Below are 20,825 nucleotides of genomic sequence, written 5' to 3'. Positions count from 1 at the left end.
TTCAATTCTCACATGCGTACCGTCGATCAATCGCCGTACGGCACCCAGATATTCTTCACCTGCACGGCCTGCCGCAAGAACGGCAAGCCTTCGCTCGATGCATCGTGCCAGTCGAACACGCGACCGTTGTCGACGAACGTGCGTTTCAGATTACCCACCGACTCACGTTCGGCCAGCGTCGAAAGGGCCGCGCCGTGGAAGCACCAGAGCGCGTCGACATCGTCGTGCTGCGCGAGCGTTTGAGCTAGCGAGCGTACATCGCCCGTGACGATATTGAGCGCACCGCCTGGCACATCCGACGTTTCCGCGATCTGATAGAAGTCCGTCGCCATCAGCGGACACGTCTCGCTCGGCACCGCGACCACGCGATTACCCAGCGCAAGCGCAGGCGCCACCAGCGACACGAAGCCGAGCAACGGCGCTTCGTCGGGGCACACCACGCCGATCACGCCGAGCGCTTCGTGCATGGCGAGCGCCACACCGTGCAAAGGCGGCGCATGCACCGCTCCGTCGAATTTGTCGGACCATGCCGCATACGTAAAGAAACGCGCAATGGATGCTTCGACTTCGCGCTTCGCATCGCGGTCGCTGGACCCGGCACGCGTGACGAGTTGCCTTGCGAACTCATCGGCGCGCGCACTGAGATTCTCGGCCATGTAATACAGCACCTGCGCGCGATTATGCGCGCTTGCGGCCGTCCACTTCGTCATGCTGCGCGCAGCGGCCACCGCGTTGCGAATGTCCTTGCGATTGCCCTCGCCCACTTCGCCGACAATCTCGCCCGAAGGCGAACGCACGAGCCGCGAATAGCCGCTATCGGGCCGCGCTTGCTTGCCGCCGATAAAGAGCTTCGCCGTGCGGTCGATGGTGCTGACATTGCCCGTATCGAGCAACGCATCGGGCTGTGCCGGAATTGCCTTCGTTTCACCGCGAACCGGCAGCTTCGCCCAGGCACGCGGTTTCAGGTACTCGTAGATGCCTTCGCGTCCACCTTCGCGGCCAAAGCCCGACTCGCGATATCCGCCGAAGCCCACGGCTGCGTCGAAGAGATTGGTTGCATTGATCCACACGACGCCGCATTGCAGGCGCGGCGCAACGTCCAGCGCGCGGCTGATGTTCTCGCTCCACACGCTGGCCGCGAGACCATAGCGCGTGTTGTTGGCCAGTGCGACGGCTTCCTCGGGCGTGCGAAAGCTCATCGTCACGAGCACCGGACCGAAGATCTCCTCCTGTGCAAGCGTGCTTGCAGGCGCCACGTTGGTCACGAGCGTCGGCGGAAAAAACGCGCCGCCTTCGGGCAACGTGAGACGCGACGGTTGGAAGATGGCGCAGCCTTCGCTTTCGCCCTTGGCGACGAGCGAACGAATACGTTCGAGTTGCACGTCATCGACGATAGCGCTCATGTCGATGCCTTTATCGAGCGACGTCCCGACCCGCAGCGTCTCCATGCGGCGCTTGAGCTTGTCGACGAAAGCCGCTTCGATGCCTTCCTGCACGAGCAAACGCGAACCCGCGCAGCACACTTGTCCTTGATTGAACCAGATGGCGTCGACCACGCCTTCGACCGCGCTATCGAGATCGGCATCGTCGAATACGATGAAGGGCGACTTGCCGCCCAGTTCGAGCGTGAGCGATTTTCCCGAGCCCGCCGTCGTCGCGCGAATCTGCCGACCCACTTCGGTCGATCCCGTGAACGCAATCTTCGCGACACGTGGATGCTCGACGAGCGCCGCACCCGTGCGGCCATCGCCCGTCACGACATTGAGCACGCCTGCCGGCAAGCCCGCGCGATGCGCCAGTTCGGCGAAGAGCAACGCGGTAAGCGGCGTGTATTCGGCCGGCTTGAGCACCACGCAATTGCCGAGCGCGATAGCCGGCGCGATCTTCCAGGCAAGCATCAGCAGCGGAAAATTCCACGGCACGATTTGCCCGATGACACCGAGCGGCGCCCAGTCGGCGAACTCGCGATCCTGCAACTGCGCCCAACCCGCGTGATGCAGAAAATGCCTTGAAACAAGGGGGATATCGATGTCGCGCGACTCGCGAATCGGCTTGCCGTTGTCCAGCGATTCGAGCACGGCGAAGAGCCGCGCATGTCGCTGCACCATGCGCGAAAGCGCATAGAGATGCCGCGCGCGTCCCGCACCGCCAATCGCTTGCCAGCCTTCGAGCGCGGCTTGCGCGGCTGCCACGGCAGCCGCAACATCGGCATCGGTGCCTTGCGCGATGGATGCAAGTACGCGCCCTGTCGCCGGCTCGCGCGATTCGAAACGCTCGGCGTTGTCGTCATCGCGCCATGCGCCGTTGATGAAATGACCGAAACGGCCGGCGTGTTGATCGAGCCACGCGCGCACGGCGCGATCGTCTTCCGGTGCGGGTCCGTATTCCATCGAAGAAAAATATTCGGCTACGCTCATGAGGGCTGTCTGTTGGATGCGTGATGCGTGATTCAGGCGACGGGATGGCGATTGAACGACGAATACCGTCCGCTCACGTGATGTTCGAGTTGCCGCTCGATATCGGCGAGAAGGCTCGACGCGCCGATGCGGAACAACTCCGGTTCGAGCCATTCACGCCCGAGTTCTTCCTTCATGAGGATCTGATATTCGAGCGCGGTCTTGGCCGTCGAAACGCCGCCAGCAGGCTTGAAGCCGATGGCAACGCCGGTGCGTGCCAGATATTCGCGGATCATGCGCACCATGACGAGCGAGACGTCGAGCGTGGCGTTGACGCTTTCCTTCCCCGTCGATGTCTTGATGAAATCCGCGCCGGCCATCATGCAGATCATCGATGCCTTGGCGATGTTCGACAGCGTGCGGATGTCGCCCGTGCCGAGAATCGCCTTGACGTGCGCATTGCCGCAAGCGGCGCGGAAGTCGCGCATCTCGTCGTAGAGCGCCTTCCAGTTACCGGTCAACACGTACTCGCGGGTGACGACGATATCGATCTCTGCCGCGCCGTCCTTCACCGAGGCCTCTATCTCGCGCAACTTGAGTTCGTGCGGATTGAGACCAGCGGGAAAACCCGTGGAGACGGCCGCGACCGGAATGCCGCTGCCGTCCAGCGCGTTCACGGCGGCTTTGACATAGCGGTGATACACGCAAACCGCGCCTGTCCTGATCGATCCAGGCATCATGCCGAGCGCTTCGAGCAAATCGTCTCGCACCGGGCGACGCGCCTTTGCGCAAAGACGTTCGACGCGCGCGGTGGTGTCGTCGCCGCTCAACGTGGTGAGGTCGATGCAGGTGATCGCCTTGAGCAGCCACGCGGCCTGCGCGTCCTTCTTGACCGCGCGACGCGTGCCAAGCGTGGACGCGCGGCGCAGCACGGCGGACTGATTCACGCGCAGGCCATCGAGCCACGAGAGGTCGAAGGGCACGCCAGAATTACGATCGCTCACATGCCCGGCTTGGACTTTCCCGGGCCATGCGACGACGGACTTCGTTGCAGTTTCCAGCATGAGATCGAGGTGCTGCGGTCTTGTGCGACGCACAACATGTTTTGATAGATTGATCTCATTCTAAATCACATTTGTGAAGATCGTAACATAGGGAAAGTTCGGAGGCGCTACAGGAGGATTTAGGGCATGGGGCTTGCGGACGGTTTGCTTTCTCGTACGCTGGAGCCCCCATGCATATCATTTGCCACATGATGTCCTCGCTCGATGGCCGCAGCCTTACCGACGGCTGGCATCTCGACTTTGCATCGCCGTGTTATGAAGAAACCGCCGCGACCTTCAAGGCCGATGCCTGGGCGTGCGGCCGCGTCACCATGCAGGAAATCTCGCACGGCAAGGCCAAGGATTATCCGCGTGGCCTCGCCAAAGGTCCTATCGAACGCACGGACCATTTCGCCAAACGCGACGCAAGCCAGTACGCAATTTCAATCGACCCCAAGGGCCGCGTGACATGGAAGACGAACACGGCACTTGACTCGCATATCGTCGAAGTGCTCGCGGAAGACGTCGATGACGACTACCTCGCCTATCTGCAATCCATCGGCGCGTCCTACGTGTTCGGCGGAAAGAAGGATATCGAGCTCGCGCGCGTCGTGGAAACGCTCGAGCGTGAGTTGAAGATCGGCACGTTGATAGTCGAAGGCGGCGGGCATGTATCGGGCGCGTTCGTCAATGCGCAACTCGTCGATGAAGTCAGCGTGCTGATCGTGCCGCTCGTCGACGGCCGCGAGGCGCATCCCTCTTCATTCGAAGTGGCGATGGACAAATGGCAAAAGCCCGCTTATCTCAAGCTCGATTCGGCGAAGACGCTCGATAACGACATGGTGTGGCTGCGTTATAAGCGCAAGGACTAGGCTAGCGCATCCACGCGCGCGAGGAACGCCAGCAATTCGCCGACAATCGCTTCGGGCGCATCTTCCTGCATGAGATGCCCCGAGCACGCCACTCGCGTGAACCGCGCGCCCGGAATGCGCGAAGCTAATTCGACGCCGCGTTTCGCTGGAATCCACTGGTCTTCCTCGCCCCAAAGAACCGTCACGGGGCAACGCAAATCGCCAAAGCGTGCTTCGATTTCATCGGTATAACGCTGGTCCATCTGCGCGATCTGTCTGTAGAAAGCCGCCTGTCCCGGTTCGCCGATCCACGGCCGCGTGTAGATGCGCAGCACGTCTTCCGAAAGCGGCCGATGCGCCGCGCCTTGCACATAAGCATCGACCATGGCCCGATGTATGTAGGGCGGCACGCCCGCGAACGCACTCTCATGTTCACGAACGTGCAGCACGAAGGGCGATCCCCACGGCGACAGCGCGACAGGGTCGATCAGCATCAAGGAACGATAAACGCAGCCGTTCAGTAGCGCGGCCCGCAACGAAGTGGCGCCACCAAAGTCGTGCGCGAGCACGTCGGGCAACGCGCCCTTCCAGTCACGCTTCCAGTGATCGAGCAATGCCGCGAGCACGCGATTCTGCACGCCGAGCGATACGTCCTGCCCCTCGCGCTTGTCCGACTCACCGTATCCCAGAAGATCGAAGTAATGCACGCGATGCGTCCGCGCCATCACCGGCGCAATCCGCCGCCACACCTGCGATGAGAACGGCGTGCCGTGCACCATCACGAGCGGCGCGCCCTCGCCTATCGCGCCATAACGGATAGCCTGACCTTCAAAGTCGAAAACCTGGTCGAGCGGCAATGCGCCCGCTGATGAATCGCTCATGGCTCGCTGTCCGCGTTGGATGTGGTCCGACAGCATAAACCACGAACGCGAAATCGGCCGCAACTCTGTTTGCAACTCGTTTTGATGATACGAGTCGCGGCCGGTTAGTTTGCTTAACGCAGATTCGTGCGCGCCAGCTCGACGATTTCGTCGCCACGGCCGCTCAAGATAGCGCGCAGCATGTAGAGACTGAAGCCCTTCGCTTGCGATAGCTCGATGGTCGGCGGCATCGCCAATTCATGTTTGGCGGTGACGACATCGACGAGCGCGGGGCCGTCGTGCGCGAAGGCATCGCGCAATGCGCCCTCCAGTTGCTCCGACTCTTCCACGCGCACCGACCATATGCCCGCGCCCTTCGCAATCTGCGAGAAGTCGGTCTTGCTGAGATCGACATTGGTGTCGAGATAACCGCCCGCCTTGAGCTCCATCGACACGAAACCGAGCAAGCTGTTATTGAACACGACGACCTTGATCGGCAGCTTCAACTGAATGGCGCTCAAGAGATCGCCTAGCAGCATGGACAAACCGCCATCGCCCGACAGTGAGACCACTTGCCGTTGCGGATGCGCCGCTTGCACGCCGAGCGACTGCGGCATTGCGTTCGCCATGGAACCGTGATTGAACGAGCCATGCAACTGACGCTTGCCATTCATCGTGAGATAGCGCGCGGCCCACAACGTGGGCGTGCCGACATCGACGGTAAAGATGGCATCCTCGGCGGCGATGTCGTCGACGAGCTTCGTGAGATATTGCGGATGAATCGGACGGCCAGGCGCCGAAGGTGTCGCGTAGTGATCGAGATCCTTGCGTGCATCTGCATAGTGCTTGAGCGCGTTGTCGAGGAAGCGTCGTTCCGTCTTGCGCGTGAGCTTGGGCAAGAGCGCCGTGAGCGTCTCCTTGATGGTGCCGACAATACCCATGTCGAGCGGCGTGCGCTTGCCGAGCTGCGCCCCGCGCCAGTCTATCTGCACGACCTTCGCGTGCGGCGGATAGAACGGCCGATAAGGGAAGTCGCAACCGAGCAGCACGAGCGTATCGCAGGACATCATGGCGTGATAGCCCGAGCTGAAGCCGATCAAGCCCGTCATGCCGACATCGAAAGGATTGTCGTATTCGATGAATTGCTTGCCGCGCAACGCATGCACGACCGGCGCTCCGAGTGTATCGGCAAGCGCGACCACTTCGTCGTGCGAGCCCGCTACACCGCTGCCGCACATGATGGTCACGGCTTCGCAGCCGTTGAGCATGGCCGCGAGTGTGTCGAGTTGCGATTCGGCTGGAACGATTGCGCTCGGTTCGCTTGCGGTCCACCGTGGTTCGACTCCGGGTCCGTCGCTCAAGGCAACATCGCCCGGCAGCACGATTACCGCGACGCCACGTTGATCGAGCGCCGCGCGCATCGCACGTTCGAGCACGCGCGGGAACTGCGATGCGTTCGACACCAGTTCGACGAAGTGACTGCATTCCTTGAAGAGCTCTTGCGGATGCGTTTCCTGAAAGTATCCGAGGCCGATTTCCGTCGATGGAATATGCGCGGCAATGGCCAGCACGGGCTGTTGGTTACGATGACAGTCGTAAAGCCCGTTGATGAGATGCAGATTGCCGGGACCGCAACTGCCCGCGCAGACGGCGAGCTTGCCGGAAGAAGCTGCGTCCGCGCCCGCGGCAAAGGCCGCGGCTTCTTCGTGGCGAGTATGCATCCAACGAATAGACCCGACTTTATCGAGGCTGTAGGCAAGCCCGTTGAGGCTGTCGCCCGTCACGCCCCAGATGCGTTCGACGCCCGCAGCGGCAAGCGTCTTTGCCAGATAGTCGGCGATGGTGCTTTTGGCCATGTTCACTCCAATGACATACAGGGTTCGTTGGACGGTTGCACGTGTACTTAGACAGAAGAAATATCACAGTGCACGCTAACGCGTCGTAAACCGTGCTGTCATACCAAGGGCCCGGTCCGAAGACCAGGCCCCTGGTGAAGCGTTTTCCAAGGTCGTCGAGCGTTATTTCATCGACATCAGATGCGGCAGAAACTGCGGAATATGCGGGAAGAAAATGATCAACAGTAAGTCGATCACGAGCGCGAGAATGAAAGGCAGAATCGCACGCGTCGCCTTTTCGACCGATACACCACCAATGGACGCCGCCGTGAAGAGGCAGAAGCCAATAGGTGGAAGATTGATGCCGATAGCCGAATTGATCAGCACGATCACGCCGAATACGACGGGATCGATATGCATCTGCACGACGAGCGGCAGGAACACCGGGATTATCACCGCGATACTCGAAATGGTTTCGAGCACCGTATGCGCCGCGATCAGAAACAGGTTGATGAGAATGAGCAGGATGATCGCGCTCGTCGTGATAGCAAGGAAACTGTTCGCCACATGCAAGGGAATTTGCGCTTCGATCAGATACCGGCCGAGCACGAACGCAAGACCCAACAGGAACGACACGCGCGTCGTGTTCACCGACGTCTTGACGAGAATCTCCTTGAAATGCGAGAGCTTCAAGGTGCGAAAGATGAACGCGCTCACCAGCGTGACGTACACCGCCGCAACCACGCCTGCCTCGACCGGCGTGAAGATGCCGCCAAGAATGCCGCCCAGAATGATGATCGGCGTGAGCAAGGCCCAGAATGCTTCGCGAAACGTAGTCCACAACTTGCGTGCGCTGAACGGCTCGACCGCGCTGTAGTCGTTGCGCACGGCGGTCACGTAGTTCACGATCATGAACGAAGCGACCACTAGGAGCATCGGCAAAATACCGGCAATAAACATTGTGCCTACCGATACATTCGCCGTGTAAGCATAGACGAGCATGCTCATCGATACCGGCGAAAGCAGCCCGAGCGATCCCGCCGCCGATTGCAATGCCACCGCGAACGCACGCGAATAGCCCTTCTTCACCATGCCCGGAATCATCACGGAGCCGATCGCCGCCGTATCCGCCGTGGCCGATCCCGAGAGGTCCGCGAAGAACATGCTCGCGACAATCGTGACCTGGCCGATACCGCCACGCATGAAGCCGACGAGCGCTTGCGAAAACTCGATGATGCGTCGCGAAACGCCGCCCGAATCCATGATCGCGCCCGTGAGCATGAAGAACGGAATCGCGAGCAGACCCACGTTATTGAGGTTCGAGAAGAGCTGTTGCGGAATGACGAGCAGCGGCGTGCCATTGATCGACAACGCCAGCGTCGCCGCGATACCAATACAGATGGCCACCGGTACACCGAGGCCAAGCAGCCCTGCGCCTAGAGCGATTGCCCACATGATGTCTTTATCCTAGAGATGGTCGGACACGCCTTCGATCAAAGTGGCGTTGGTCTGCGTCTGCGGCGCGAGGTGCGACACGACGATGCGCACCAGCGAATGAAACACGAGCAACGCGCCGCACACGGGAATGGAAAGATACGGATAGACCATCGAGATGGGAATCGATGCGGCTGTCTCCGTGCCCATCAACGCGAGCATGTCCGAGCCATACGCGACGAACACGGCGCCGAGCGCGAGAATCGCGCAGTCCGTGAAGTCCTTGAGCAAGGGCGCGATCGCCGCCGGCACGCGATCGGCCAGCACGCGCACTTCGGGATGTGCGCGCAACTTGACGCCTGCCGCCGCACCCAGGCACGTGAGCCAGACGAAGAGATACGCCGCGGCTTCGTCGGACCACGAAAGCGAGTCGTGCAGCACGAAGCGGAACACGACCCCGAGACCGGCGACGATCACCGCTGCCAGCAAGAGGCAACTGCTGACGAACAGGTTCAGCTTCAGAACCATGTCGTCGATGAACATCAAGCCACGCGCGAGCTTTTCCATACGGGTTTCCTCCGGCACTTCCGGTGACAAAGACGTCATTTGGATGCCACGGACGAGGCCTGCTTGGCCGCGTTCATCTCGGCGTAGAGCGCGGCGCCATCCGGAATCTTCGCAACGAGTTCGTCACGCGCGGACTTCGTGGCTTCGGCCCACGGCGCAGTGTCGACCATCGTCACTTGAATGCCCTTGGCCTTCATCGTCGCGAGTGCGGCGTCGTATTCGCGCTTGTACTCCTTCAGGTCGAAATCGGCGGCGACCGCGGCTGACTCTTGAAAAGCCTTCTGGTCAGCAGGCGACAGCTTGGTCCAGGCGCTCTTGCTCATCGCGAGCACGACGGGCAGGTAGTTCACGTGCGTCACATAGAAATGCTTGGCGACGTCGGAGAACTTGTCCTGCACGAATTGCTCGGGCGATGTGTCCGCGCCATCGACGAGGCCTTGCGACAGCGCGAGGAACAACTGGTTATAGGCGAGCGGCGTGGGGTTCGCGCCGAGCGCCTTATAGCCCGCGATATAGCCGGGGCTTTGCATCACGCGCACCTTCAGGTCCTTCATGTCGGCAAGCGACGTGACTGGACGTTTGGTCGTGAAGAGATTGCGTTCGCCGACAGCAAGCCACGTGAGACCGACCATGTTGACCGGCTGCATCATGTCGAGATACTTGCGGCCGACGGGTCCTTGCAGCACCTTGTTCGCCTCATCCATGCTGCTGAAGAGATAAGGCATGTCGAAAATCTGCCATTGCTTGATCGTATTGTCGATCGGCGCTTGCGCGGAGATCATGAGTTCCTGCGTGCCAGTGCGCAACGCCTGCGCCATCTGCACTTCGCCCCCGAGTTGCGATTGGGGAAAGAGCTGAATCTCGACATGGCCATGCGTGCGTTGCGCGACTTCCTTGGCGAAGACCTGCGCGGTCAGTTGATAGTGATTGTCCGGTGCGAGCGTATGCCCAAGCTTCATCACGACCTTGTCCTGCGCCATCGCACTGCCTGTTGCGGCGACGCACAATGCGGCGAGCACGGCGCTCATCGTCACGCGCAACGAGCGATGCGCCTTGAAAAGCGAATTCATGTTGTCTCCTTCCCACGTTCTTTCACGATATGGACACCGCCTTCTGCCTCTTCTTATGCCTCATGTGTCGTGCATGTCGAAGAGCGACGGGTTGACGCAAGTATTTGTGATCGCGTCAACGGTGCGTTAGGACCAGGCTCCAGATTTCTTGTACTTTTTAACGCTGGTTTCCATGCAAACGCGACGTGACGCTAAAAAGTCCAAAAGATCGCGCGAACCGTCCTACCGCGTGAACCAAGCGCATCTTTAAAGTGACTTCCACGTTGACGGTGTGTCGCTCGCAAGCGATACGCCGTGTTTACCCCACCTAATACACTGGTTCGTCAACATGGCCAAACGCCCGCACATGGACTGTTATGCAATCGGCGATACCGCCGATTTCGCAAAGACCGTATCCGAATACGACATCTATGGATTTGCCGGGATAGTCGGCGACTTCTACGCCGTGCATCTGAACGAGGAGTTCGCCAAGACCACGCGCTTCGAGAAGCGCATTGCGCAAGGCTGTCTCTCGGTCGGCTTTCTTTCGACAGTGATGGGCCATATGGCGGCGAAGGCGCCGAGTCCGGGCGCGGTGTCGTATCGCTATGACATCACGTTCAATGCGCCGGTGTTTATAGGCGATACGGTCACTGCGCGTCTCACGCTCGAAGAGAAGGATGAAGAGCGCAACGTGTGCGTATTCGTCGCCGATGTCACGCGGCAAGACGGCGTAGTCGTGGCATCGGGCAAGACTTACCTCAAGGTGCTGTGACACGATGCTGATGAACACCTCGCCCGTCATAGCGGAACAGCACGGCGCGCTGCGTCTCCTGACGCTCAACCGCGCCGATAAACTCAATGCCTTCACGCCGGAAATGCTCGCGGCGCTCGAAGCAGGACTCGACGATGCACTCGCCGACGATGCAACGCGCGTTATCGCCATCACGGGTAGCGGTCCCAAGGCCTTCGCTGCCGGCAACGATATCGAGCGACTGGTCACGCTCGACAGCGCGGGCGCGTATCGTGACATGGTAGCCGGGCAGCGCGCGTTGTTGCGCCTGCATGAAAGCGCCAAGCCGACCATCGCAATGGTCAATGGCTTCGCGCTAGGCGGCGGTTTCGAATTGGCGCTTGCCTGCGACTTCGTGATTGCATCGACGAAAGCGAGCTTCGGGTTTCCCGAGATCACGCTCAATACCATGCCAGGCTGGGGTGGCACGCAACTCGCCGTCGCCAAGATGGGGCTCGCCTGCGCCAAGCGATTCGTGTTGAGCGGGCGGCGTCATACGGCTCAGGAATGCGCGTCGTTCGGCTTTCTGCACGAGATCGTCGAACACGATGCATTGTTCGATACAGTGCGCGAGTTCGCCGAAACACTCGCCGTCTACGACCCCTTCGCAATGGAAATGGCGAAGCGCGCGCTCAATCGCGCGAACGAAATGCCCTTGTCCGCAGGACTCGACTTTGAAGCAGCGCAATACGCGGTGAATTTCACGAGTGAAGGCGCGCGCGCGGGCTTGAGGCAGTTCATGGAAAAGCGCCTTGCACGGCGCGCCTCGACCGTGACGGTGACTGAATGAGCACGATACATCGTTTGCCTCACTGGCTCGGCGAAGAGCACGCCATGATTCGTGAAGCCGTTCGCCGCTTTGCCGACAAAGAGATTGCACCGCATTCCGAGGAGCTCTGGGAGCAAGAAGCCTTTCCCTACGATATCTGGCGTCAAGCCGGCGAGCTTGGCTTCACCGGCCTGCCTTATGCGGAGCAATGGGGCGGTGGCGGTGGCGACTGGCTTTCGTTTGTCATCGTGCTAGAAGAACTGGCGCGCGTGGATTGCGCGGTCGCGAACGCCTTGATGGCCAATTCGACTGTCGCGAGTCTCTTGTCGAACTACGGCACCTCGACGCAAAAGGACCTTTATTTAAGGCCTATTCTCGAAGGCCGCCAGATCGGTTCGATCGGTTTGTCCGAGCCCGATGCGGGATCGGATGCGGCCAACATCGCCACACGTGCGCGCTTCGATGGCGAGCGCTGGGTCATCGATGGCGCGAAGACTTTCATCAGCAACTCGGGCACTGAACTCGGCGGGCCGGTGGTAATCGCGGCTGTGACCGGTACGCGTGCCGATGGCAAGAAAGAGATTTCGAACTTCATCGTGCCTTCGGACACTACTGGCTATCAAACGGGCCGCAAGCTGCGCAAGATCGGCTGGCGCGCTTCGATCACGCACGAGTTGTTCTTCGAAAACTGCGCGATTCCCGCAGAGAATTTGCTTGGTGAACGCGGCGCGGGTTTGCGTCAGACGCTCGCGCAGATCAGCACAGGCCGCATTTTAATCGGCGCGCTTGCGCTTGGCATCTTGCAAGGCTCGCTCGAACGGTCCGTCGAATACATGAAGACGCGCCGCGCGTTCGGCCGCGCGATAGCGGAGTTTCAAGGCCTGCAATTCAAGGTCGCCGACATGGCGACGCATGCGCATGCCGCACGTCTCATGCTTTACGACGCCGCCACATTGAAGGACAGCGGCGCGCCGTTCGACATGCAGGCATCGCAAGCCAAGCTCTTCGCCTCGGAACAGGCGATGCACGCGGCGCATCAGGCATTGCAGATACACGGCGGTTACGGCGTGATGGCGGAGTATCCGGTAGCGCGTGCATTCGGCGACGCCAAGGTGCTCGAGATCGTCGAAGGGACATCCGAAATACAACGCATGATCATCGCGCGTGCGGCGCTTGCCTGATAACGCGCGGACGAAGGGGGAGTTTATGCTGGAAGGCATCAAGGTACTGAGTTTCACCCATTTTCTGCAAGGGCCCGCCGCCGTGCAGATGCTCGCCGATGTCGGCGCGGATGTCATCAAGATCGAGCCACCGGGCGGCGCATTCGAGCGAAGCTGGACCGGCGCGGACGCTTTCGTCGAAGGCGTGAGCGTGTTCTTTCTGCTGGGCAATCGCAATCAGCGCAGCATCTCGCTCGACTTGCGTGAGGAAGCCGCGCGTGAAATCGTGTGGCGTCTGATCCGCGAAGCCGACGTATTGATAGAGAACTACCGCCCCGGTGTGCTCGACAAGATGGGCTTCGGCTATGCGCAAGTGCACGAGGTCAACCCGCGTCTCGTGTATTGCTCGTGCACGGGTTATGGATCGTCGGGTCCCTATCTCAAGCGCCCGGGACAAGACCTGCTATTACAAGCGATGAGCGGCATGACCATGCTTTCAGGTGAAGCCGATTCGCCGCCGACGCCTGTAGGCTCCGCTATCGTCGATCAACATGCAGCGGTGCTGGCAGCGTTTGGCGTGGTTGCTGCACTTCAGTCGCGCGAACGCACGGGTGTGGGTACGCGTGTCGAGAGCAATTTGCTGAACGCGGCACTGGATTTGCAGATCGAGCCTTTCACGTACTACATGAACAAGGGACCGCTCTGGCAGCGCACCCAGCCGCCAACGGGTAGCCGCTTTCATCCTGCGCCCTATGGCGTCTATAAAACGCTCGACGGTTATATCGCGATCTCGCTTACACCGACGCAGAAGCTCTCCAATGCGCTCGATGTCCCCGCGCTCGCCGAGTTCACGCATCCGAAAGACAACGTGCGACGTCGCGATGAAATCAATCGACTGGTCTATGACGCGTTGACCAGGCGCACGACAGAAACATGGATGCGCGTCTTCGAGGAGCACGATATCTGGTTCGCGCCGGTCAACGACTACGAGCAGGTCGAGGTCGACCCTCAAGTCGCGCATAACCAGATGATCATGTCGTTCGAACACGAAGAGGCGGGACCGATACGCGTACTTGCGCATCCGGTGCGCTATGACGGCGAGGCGCCGCCCATGCGACGGCATCCGCCGCGACAGGGCGAGCACACACGTGAGGTGCTGGCCGAACTGGGTTATGACACTACGCGGATCGACGAACTAGTCGATGCCGGCATCGCGCTGACTTCGAGGAGAAATGCATGAGCGCCCAACTACACGCTGCTCCCGCAGCACCCGAACTGCTGCGCTTCGACGATGTGGAAATCGGCCGCTCGCAGGTGGACGTCCACACCGTGGTCGAATCGGCGGTCAATGCGTTCGGTCATCTGTCGGGCGATCTGAATCCCCTGCACATGGAGCAAGCGTTTGCGGAGCGCTCACCGTTCGGAAGACGCGTCGTGCACGGCCTGTTGACGGCCTCGCTCGTCTCGGCCGCACACACGCGACTGACCGGTCCGGGCTTCGCTTATGTCGGACAAGAACTGCGTTTTCTGGGGCCAGTGTTCATCGACGACACCATCACCATCAACGTGACTGTGGTGGAGAAGAAGGACGCCAAGCGAATTCTCGTGATGGACACCATGGTTCGCAATCAACGCGGCAAGGTCGTGCTGAGCGGGCTTTCCGCGCTAAAAGAACTCAAGTTCGAATGAGACGCGTCGGGGAATCCGCCAGTTACGGGCGGCGCATGCATTCGTTAGACTTCGATGCAGCGCCGCGAAAACGAGCGCAGCACGAATGAAGCGCCGCCCGCAGGAGACGAAAGTTGAGTACCGCATGTGGTTGCCACGTTCCGGTCATCAAGATCGAGAACTACGAATATGGCGCGCACGTCAAGTCGATGGACTTCCACTTTGCGCCACTCGAAGTCATGAAGTCGACACTGCCTTATCCGCATCGGCATGACTTCTATCACATCGCCTGGGTGGTGACGGGCACGGGTCATCATGTCATCGACTCGGTGCGTTACGAGGTGCGTCCGCAGTCGCTGTTTTTCATGGCACCAGGCCAGATACACGATTTCGTTCTATCCCCCGATACGGTCGGCTGGTCGATCAGCTTCTCATCCGAGTTCTTTTCGTTTCGCGTGCAGAACCGGCATTCGGAAACCGAAGTGCCGGTGCACGACTTCGATCAGCTTGCCGCAGCGGTCTATCTGAACGACGCGCAAGCGCATGAAATGATGCGTCTCATCGACGGCATGATGGACGAGTATCGCTCGGAACTGCACGGCCATCAGGATGCAATCTGGGCTTATCTGCGTATCTTTTTGCTCAAGGCCGCGCGCATGAGCAGCGCGGCGGCGGTCACGGAGTCGGGCACGTCGCGTAACGTGTTGTTGTCGCGCCGCTTCAAGAGCCTTCTGGAGAAGCATTTTCGCTCGATGAACGATGCCGCCGACTATGCGCGTCTGCTCAACGTGACCGAGCGCGCGCTCAACGAAGCCACGCGCGCGGCGCTCGGCAGCACGGCTGCAAAGCTGATACGCGAACGCGTCATGCTCGAAGCCAAGCGCTTGCTGCTGCATTCCGAAGTGAACGTCGCGGAGATCGCATCGCAACTCTCTTTCGACGACCCCGCTTATTTCAGCCGGTGCTTTCGCAAGCACACAGGCCGCTCACCGATCGACTATCGCCGCAGCCTCGACAAGTTGCATATTTGAACGCGCATTCGGTATTCCATGCAGAAATGTCCAACAGATCCCGCGTTTCATCCTAACGTCGCGTGAGCATGGGTTTTTAGAATCGACGTGCGTGTTCAACGTATTCTGCAACCCACTTGCATGAGACAAGCGCGATGCATTAAGCGCGTCCGCTCTTGTCCACAGGAGACAAAGTGTCGAACGCTACAACCCCGCTTTCCGATATCTATTCACTCACGCAGGACCAGACGCGGCTCTTTCGCGAAACGCTCGACCGCACGGCTGTAAAAGTCGCGGCCGATGAATTGAGTTTCGGTGTCGATTTTCCGCAAGTCACGGGTCCCGATGGCGAATGGGTGCGTCTGCCCGCTTCGCTATCCGCCGGCTATGACGGCGACGCCTGGAGTCACGGCAACTGGTTCTGTGGCTTCTGGGTAGGCCTTTTGCTCACGTCGCATCTTCATACCGGTGACGCGAAATTTCTCGAATGGGCGCGTGCGCGCATGCTGCTCGTCGAACAACGCGCGGACGATCCGAACACGCATGACATCGGCTTCATCTTCGACAGCAGCGCGGTGCCCGGTCATCACATCACGGGCGATGCACGCTTTGCCGATATCGCGTTGAAGGCGGCGGACAAACTGCGCGCCCGCCTCGTCACCACGCGCGATGGCGCTTATCTCGCGTCATGGGGACCGCTCGCCGATCCGCGCGGCAGAAGTGCATCCGCAATCGATACGATGGCCAATCTCTCGCTGCTCTACTGGGCGGCGAATCATGCCGATGACGGCAGCTATCGGCATGCAGCGGACGCGCATGCCGCGATGACTGCACGCGCCTTCGTGCGTCCCGACGACTCGACGTATCACGCCGTCGAATACGATCTCGAAACGGGCGCGCGCAAACGTGGCTACACTTTTCAAGGCGCATTCGACGAGTCTGCATGGAGCCGCGGTCAGGCCTGGGCGATCTACGGGTATGCGAATTCCGCGCGCGAAACGGGCAAGCTCGCGTACATTGAACTCGCCGAGCGTCTGGCCGAATACTATCTGCGCCGTCTCGATGGCCGTCAGATTCCCCCTTGGGACTTCGACGCAACCGGCAGCGATGCCGACATCAAGGACACGGCCGCCGCCGCTATCGTCGCATCGGCTTTGCTCGAACTGGCGCGCATTCATCCATCGGCGGATGCCGCGGCAAAATGGAGCCGTCACGGAGTCGCGATGCTCGAAGCGTTGTGCCGCGATGAGTTCACCAAGGACGGCGAACACGGCCTGCTGCACAACTCCTGCTATTCGAAGCCGCACAACATTGGCGTGGATGGCGCGACCATGTTCGGCGACTTCTTCTTTGTCGAAGCCTTGTGTCGTGTCGTGCATCCGGGCAAGCTGCGCCCGCTCGACGCACCGCGCATTCCTCTAGCGTAAAGAACAATGCCGGCGACATACGCATGTCGCCGGCATTCGTTCAGCCCTTGCGGACGGCGTCGGGCAGATCGCGTCCGTGGAACTTCTTGTAGATCGCGTTGAGGTTGCCGTTCTTCTGGTTCGTGCTGACCCACTTGTCCACCCACTCTTTCAGAGCCGGTTGATCCTTGTTCATCGCAATGCCGAGATCGAAGTTCTTCTGTTCGAACTTGAGTTCGATATTGCGTGCGGGCGCACGTTTCTGCATTTCCTGAAGGTTCGACGGCGTGCTGGAGAAGATGTCGATCTGACCCGCGACCATCGACGTGATGAGCGTGGCGTCGTCTTCATAGCGCTGAATTTGCGCGCCCTTCGCTTGCTGCGTCGTCAGCGTGTCGTTGACCGTTGCACGCGTGAGCCCGATGGTCTTGCCATCGAGGTCCGCATAGTCCTTCACCTTGATGCTCTTAAGCCCACCCACGATGATGGTGATCACCGCATAGGGAATCGAGAAATCGACGACCTTTGCGCGCTCCGGCGTGATCGACAAGTCGGCGATCACGAGGTCGGCGCGCTTTGCCTGCAAGGTCGGAATGCGCGCGGCGTTAGTGATCTGCACGAGTTCGAGCTTGACGCCGAGATCTTTTGCGAGCGCGGCGGCGGTATCGACATCCGAGCCTGCGGGCTTGAGGTTCTCGTCGGCGTAGCTGAAGAGCGGCGTGCCCATTGCGATGGCAACGCGCACGACGCCGGCCTTCTTGATGTCATCAAGCTGATCGGCCATTGCGCTGTGAATGGCGCCTGCCATCATCAATGCCGCCACGCATGCGCGTGCAATGTGTTTCTGTGCTTTCAAGTGATGTCTCCGTCTTCTTGGATTGAAAAAATGCCGTTCAAAGGCCGTTGTTCAAAAACGCTCGCAATTCGGTCGTGCGTGGCGCATCGAGCATGCTGCCATCGCCCACTTCCCACACCTTGCCCTGATGCATATAGATGATGCGGTCCGCCACGCGCTTGGCGAACGCCATTTCATGCGTGACGAGCAGCATGGTCATGCCATCGGCCGCGAGGTCTTCCATGACACGTAGCACTTCTCCCGTGAGTTGCGGATCGAGCGCGGAAGTCACTTCGTCGAACAACATGACCTTGGGGTTCATCGCAAGCGAGCGTGCGATCGCCACGCGTTGCTGTTGTCCGCCCGACAATTGCTCGGGATAGGCATCGGCCTTCTGCCCAAGCCCGACTTGTTCGAGCACGTTGAGCGCGACGCGTCTCGCTTCGTCACGCGATAACTTCTTCACGTGCCGCAATGCGAGCATGATGTTTTCTTCGACCGTTAGGTGCGGAAAGAGGTTATAGCTTTGAAACACGATGCCGACTTCGCGCCTCAAGAGATGCAGATCCACCTTCGGATCGTCCACGCGAATGCCGCATACCTCTATCTGCCCTTGGTCGATAGTTTCCAACCGATCGATACAGCGTAACGCCGTGCTCTTGCCGGAACCGCTCGCACCGATCACGGCGATCATCTCGCCCTTGTTGACATCGAACGAGACGCCTTTCAGCACCTGATTGGAGCCGAAGCTCTTGTAGACCTCGTCGACCTTAACGATTGCTGACATTGAGCTTATTCTCCATCGATTGGCTCCAGCGCGAAAGCGGATAGCACAGGACGAAATAGAAAGCGCCGACCAGTCCGAAGATGAGGAACGGCTGAAAGATCGAGTTGTTGATGATCTGCCCTGCGCGCGTGAGTTCGATAAAGCCGATCACGGAGGCGAGCGAAGTCATCTTGATGATCTGCACGAGAAAGCCCACCGTGGGCGGCAAGGCAAGCCGCATCGCCTGCGGGATGATGACGAGCCTCAGACTCTGCCAGCGCGACAGCGACAGGCACTCGGCGGCTTCCCATTGCGGCTTGGGCATGGCTTCGACGCAGCCGCGCCAGATGTCGCCGAGATAAGCGCTCGAATAAACCATCAGCGCAAGACCCGCCGCAACGAGCGCGGGTACCTGATAGCCATACACGGATAACCCGAAGTACACGATGAAGAGCAGGATCAGCAACGGAATGCCCTGAATCGCCTCGATAAACACGATGGCTGTGCGCGCGAGCCAGAGGCGCGGCGAGATGCGCGCCAGCATGACGAGGAATCCGCCGATACCGCCGAGCACGAACGCAAGCATGGAGAGCACCAGCGTCCAGCCGATCGATTGCACGAGGTACACAAAATGCGATGCCGTGAATCCGCCGCTCATGCCGCACCTCCGGGAATGACGGTATCGATGCGCGGGGAGTCCGGCGGCGTCTTGCCCGCGCGTTTTGCGGCAAGACGGATGGCGCGGCGCCGCTTGAACAGATGCTCACCGACAGCCCATGCAATGAGCTTGATGATGAGCGACAGCCCGAGATAGAGCAGCGCGACGACGATATAGGTTTCGAGCGAGCGGAAGGTATCCGACTGCACGGTGTTGGCAACGGCGGTCAGTTCCTCGGCGGAGATTTGCGAAGCGATTGCCGAGGCTTGCATCATCAACAGGAACTGGCTCGTGAGCGCCGGATAAACCTTCTCGATAGAGGGCTGCAACATCACATTCCAGCCGATGCGCCAGCGCGAAAGACCCAGGCACTCTGCTGCTTCGATCTGCCCGCGTGGCACCGATTCCAGACCCGCGCGAATGATCTCGGCGGCATAAGCGCCGATGTTGATGGTCATGGCGAGCGCAGCCGCGGCAAAGGTCGGCATGCGCAAGCCTATACTCGCCAGCCCGAAATACAGCAGGAAGATCTGCACGAGAAACGGCGTGTTGCGCACCGCCTCGATATAGATGATGCAAAGGCGCGTCAGCACCGGCACCTTCGCGCGCTTGGCAAATGCCACGAGCATGCCGAGGATGAGGCCAAAGAACACCGCCACGCACGTCATCTTGAGCGTGAGCCACGCGCCTAAAAGGAACGTCGGCCAGTACGGCAACAACGGAGCAAAGTCGAGAGAGAACATGGCGGTCGTGCCTCAGTTCGAAGGAGCGAGTCAGACACTTCTGGATGTATGACGACTGACTACGCGAGTTCGGCATTCTGTATGCCGCATGCATTACACCGAATCGAAAGGACCCGTCACCGTGAACACGCCGCCCTGATACACCGCAACTGGATCGGTCGGTGCGGGCGCCGGCGTGGCTTCGACCTTGTCGCGAAACCGCTCGGACGAGTCGCGCGGCTCGAAGCCGAGTACCGACGCGTCACGGTTGTCCCACCAGGTATGCGCATTTGCCGACATGCCGAAAACGATCGTGTGTCCGACGCCCGGCGTGAACAGCGCGCGGCGCAGCAGATCATGGAAGTCGTCGTAGCTCATCCAGCTCGCCATCATGCGGCGGTCCTTGGCCTCGGGAAAAACGGAGCCGATGCGGATGCTCACCGTCTCGATGCCATAGCGGTCGAAGTACAACTGCGCCATGTCCTCGCCGAACGACTTCGACAAGCCGTAGTAGCCATCGGGACGCTTGCGCGCGCTGGCATCGATTCGTTCGTCTTGCCGATAAAAGCCTGTGACGTGATTCGAGCTCGCGAATACGATGCGCTTTACGCCGTTGAGCCGCGCCGCTTCGTAGAGGTTGAAGACGCCCTTGATGTTGGCTTCGAGGATCTCTTCGAACGGACGCTCCACCGATACGCCGCCGAGATGGACAATGGCGTCGCAATCGGCGGCGAGTGCATCGACTGCTTGACGGTCTGCCAGATCGCACGGCGCGATTTCTTCGTGAGGCGCTGCATCGCCCGACAATACGCCGGGCAGATCCGACACTCGCACATGCTCTGCAAACTCTGCGACACGATGCCGAATGGCTTTACCGATACCGCCCGCCGCACCCGTGAGCAGCAAGCGGTCGAAGCGCAATTCGGGTTCGAGGGTGCCCTGCAACGGCAATGCGTCCGTCTGTGATTCCATGAGTTTTGTCTCCTGCGTGCAATGCTAGGGA

Annotated in this window: 20 protein-coding genes; 8 read left to right on the top strand and 12 right to left on the bottom strand. The window is 60.1% G+C overall.

The features are described 5' to 3' along the window. Positions 1 to 26: 26 nt before the first annotated feature. Both NCR98_RS22105 and deoC read right to left on the bottom strand, forming a co-directional pair. Positions 27 to 2,417 (bottom strand): aldehyde dehydrogenase family protein, encoded by a 2,391-nt coding sequence (locus tag NCR98_RS22105; RefSeq protein ID WP_250527281.1) that lies wholly within the window; start codon positions 2,415 to 2,417, stop codon positions 27 to 29. A gap of 32 nt (positions 2,418 to 2,449) precedes the next feature. Then, positions 2,450 to 3,460 carry a deoxyribose-phosphate aldolase gene (deoC, locus tag NCR98_RS22100; RefSeq protein ID WP_250527280.1) on the bottom strand — a complete coding sequence of 337 codons (1,011 nt, stop codon included), beginning with the start codon at positions 3,458 to 3,460 and terminating at the stop codon, positions 2,450 to 2,452. A 170-nt stretch (positions 3,461 to 3,630) separates the two neighbouring features. Here deoC and NCR98_RS22095 point away from each other — a divergent pair, with 170 nt between their 5' ends. Next, on the top strand, positions 3,631 to 4,311 hold the full coding sequence (locus NCR98_RS22095) for a dihydrofolate reductase family protein (RefSeq protein WP_250527279.1): 681 nt from the start codon (positions 3,631 to 3,633) through the stop codon (positions 4,309 to 4,311). On the opposite strand, the gene NCR98_RS22090 is transcribed toward NCR98_RS22095, so the two are convergent. The 5 genes from NCR98_RS22090 to NCR98_RS22070 all read right to left on the bottom strand — a co-directional run bounded on the left by NCR98_RS22090 (position 4,308) and on the right by NCR98_RS22070 (position 10,056). After that, positions 4,308 to 5,171: an alpha/beta fold hydrolase gene (locus NCR98_RS22090; protein ID WP_244831361.1), complete on the bottom strand. Its 864-nt coding sequence runs from the start codon at positions 5,169 to 5,171 to the stop codon at positions 4,308 to 4,310. The two genes, NCR98_RS22095 and NCR98_RS22090, sit on opposite strands and share 4 nt — an antisense overlap. Positions 5,172 to 5,284: 113 nt before the next feature. After that, entirely contained in the window at positions 5,285 to 7,006 is a 1,722-nt protein-coding gene (poxB, locus tag NCR98_RS22085) for a ubiquinone-dependent pyruvate dehydrogenase (RefSeq protein ID WP_250510572.1), read from the bottom strand. 162 nt (positions 7,007 to 7,168) lie between these two features. Then, the gene (locus NCR98_RS22080) at positions 7,169 to 8,440 is read right to left on the bottom strand and encodes a TRAP transporter large permease (RefSeq protein ID WP_244831359.1); all 1,272 of its coding nucleotides are present in this window, start codon (positions 8,438 to 8,440) and stop codon (positions 7,169 to 7,171) included. 12 nt (positions 8,441 to 8,452) lie between these two features. Continuing rightward, the gene (locus tag NCR98_RS22075) at positions 8,453 to 9,025 is read right to left on the bottom strand and encodes a TRAP transporter small permease (RefSeq protein WP_250527278.1); all 573 of its coding nucleotides are present in this window, start codon (positions 9,023 to 9,025) and stop codon (positions 8,453 to 8,455) included. Further along, complete coding sequence (locus tag NCR98_RS22070; RefSeq protein ID WP_244831357.1) at positions 9,022 to 10,056, bottom strand: TRAP transporter substrate-binding protein; 1,035 nt, start codon at positions 10,054 to 10,056, stop codon at positions 9,022 to 9,024. Before NCR98_RS22070 ends, NCR98_RS22075 begins: the two co-directional genes overlap by 4 nt. Positions 10,057 to 10,384: 328 nt before the next feature. Here NCR98_RS22070 and NCR98_RS22065 point away from each other — a divergent pair, with 328 nt between their 5' ends. From NCR98_RS22065 to NCR98_RS22035, 7 genes are all read left to right on the top strand, one after another. Next, positions 10,385 to 10,810 (top strand): MaoC family dehydratase, encoded by a 426-nt coding sequence (locus tag NCR98_RS22065; RefSeq protein WP_244831356.1) that lies wholly within the window; start codon positions 10,385 to 10,387, stop codon positions 10,808 to 10,810. Between the two features lie 4 nt (positions 10,811 to 10,814). Beyond that, on the top strand, positions 10,815 to 11,618 hold the full coding sequence (locus NCR98_RS22060; RefSeq protein WP_244831355.1) for an enoyl-CoA hydratase/isomerase family protein: 804 nt from the start codon (positions 10,815 to 10,817) through the stop codon (positions 11,616 to 11,618). Beyond that, complete coding sequence (locus NCR98_RS22055) at positions 11,615 to 12,778, top strand: acyl-CoA dehydrogenase family protein (RefSeq protein ID WP_250527277.1); 1,164 nt, start codon at positions 11,615 to 11,617, stop codon at positions 12,776 to 12,778. The genes NCR98_RS22060 and NCR98_RS22055 overlap by 4 nt, the downstream gene beginning before the upstream one ends. Before the next feature lie 25 nt (positions 12,779 to 12,803). After that, the gene (locus NCR98_RS22050; protein WP_250510570.1) at positions 12,804 to 13,997 is read left to right on the top strand and encodes a CaiB/BaiF CoA transferase family protein; all 1,194 of its coding nucleotides are present in this window, start codon (positions 12,804 to 12,806) and stop codon (positions 13,995 to 13,997) included. Further along, on the top strand, positions 13,994 to 14,446 hold the full coding sequence (locus NCR98_RS22045) for a MaoC family dehydratase (RefSeq protein ID WP_244831352.1): 453 nt from the start codon (positions 13,994 to 13,996) through the stop codon (positions 14,444 to 14,446). Before NCR98_RS22050 ends, NCR98_RS22045 begins: the two co-directional genes overlap by 4 nt. A 113-nt stretch (positions 14,447 to 14,559) precedes the next feature. Beyond that, positions 14,560 to 15,456: a helix-turn-helix domain-containing protein gene (locus NCR98_RS22040; RefSeq protein ID WP_244831351.1), complete on the top strand. Its 897-nt coding sequence runs from the start codon at positions 14,560 to 14,562 to the stop codon at positions 15,454 to 15,456. 173 nt (positions 15,457 to 15,629) lie between these two features. Continuing rightward, positions 15,630 to 16,862: an AGE family epimerase/isomerase gene (locus NCR98_RS22035; protein WP_250494042.1), complete on the top strand. Its 1,233-nt coding sequence runs from the start codon at positions 15,630 to 15,632 to the stop codon at positions 16,860 to 16,862. 40 nt (positions 16,863 to 16,902) lie between these two features. Here NCR98_RS22035 and NCR98_RS22030 read toward each other — a convergent pair whose 3' ends face one another. From NCR98_RS22030 to NCR98_RS22010, 5 genes are all read right to left on the bottom strand, one after another. Further along, positions 16,903 to 17,697, bottom strand: coding sequence for a transporter substrate-binding domain-containing protein (locus NCR98_RS22030; protein ID WP_244831349.1), 795 nt, complete (start codon positions 17,695 to 17,697; stop codon positions 16,903 to 16,905). Positions 17,698 to 17,734: 37 nt separating this feature from the next. Further along, the gene (locus NCR98_RS22025) at positions 17,735 to 18,463 is read right to left on the bottom strand and encodes an amino acid ABC transporter ATP-binding protein (RefSeq protein ID WP_250527276.1); all 729 of its coding nucleotides are present in this window, start codon (positions 18,461 to 18,463) and stop codon (positions 17,735 to 17,737) included. Then, the gene (locus NCR98_RS22020; RefSeq protein ID WP_244831347.1) at positions 18,447 to 19,100 is read right to left on the bottom strand and encodes an amino acid ABC transporter permease; all 654 of its coding nucleotides are present in this window, start codon (positions 19,098 to 19,100) and stop codon (positions 18,447 to 18,449) included. The genes NCR98_RS22025 and NCR98_RS22020 overlap by 17 nt, the downstream gene beginning before the upstream one ends. Then, positions 19,097 to 19,843 (bottom strand): amino acid ABC transporter permease, encoded by a 747-nt coding sequence (locus NCR98_RS22015; protein ID WP_250468002.1) that lies wholly within the window; start codon positions 19,841 to 19,843, stop codon positions 19,097 to 19,099. Before NCR98_RS22015 ends, NCR98_RS22020 begins: the two co-directional genes overlap by 4 nt. A gap of 93 nt (positions 19,844 to 19,936) precedes the next feature. Next, entirely contained in the window at positions 19,937 to 20,794 is an 858-nt protein-coding gene (locus NCR98_RS22010; RefSeq protein WP_250527275.1) for an NAD-dependent epimerase/dehydratase family protein, read from the bottom strand. Positions 20,795 to 20,825: the final 31 nt, after the last annotated feature.

This window comes from Caballeronia sp. GAWG2-1 (genome assembly GCF_023631405.1).
Taxonomy (GTDB): domain Bacteria; phylum Pseudomonadota; class Gammaproteobacteria; order Burkholderiales; family Burkholderiaceae; genus Caballeronia.
The sequence above is the reverse complement of the archived record's forward strand: the minus strand, read 5'-3'. Positions and strand labels throughout refer to the sequence as shown.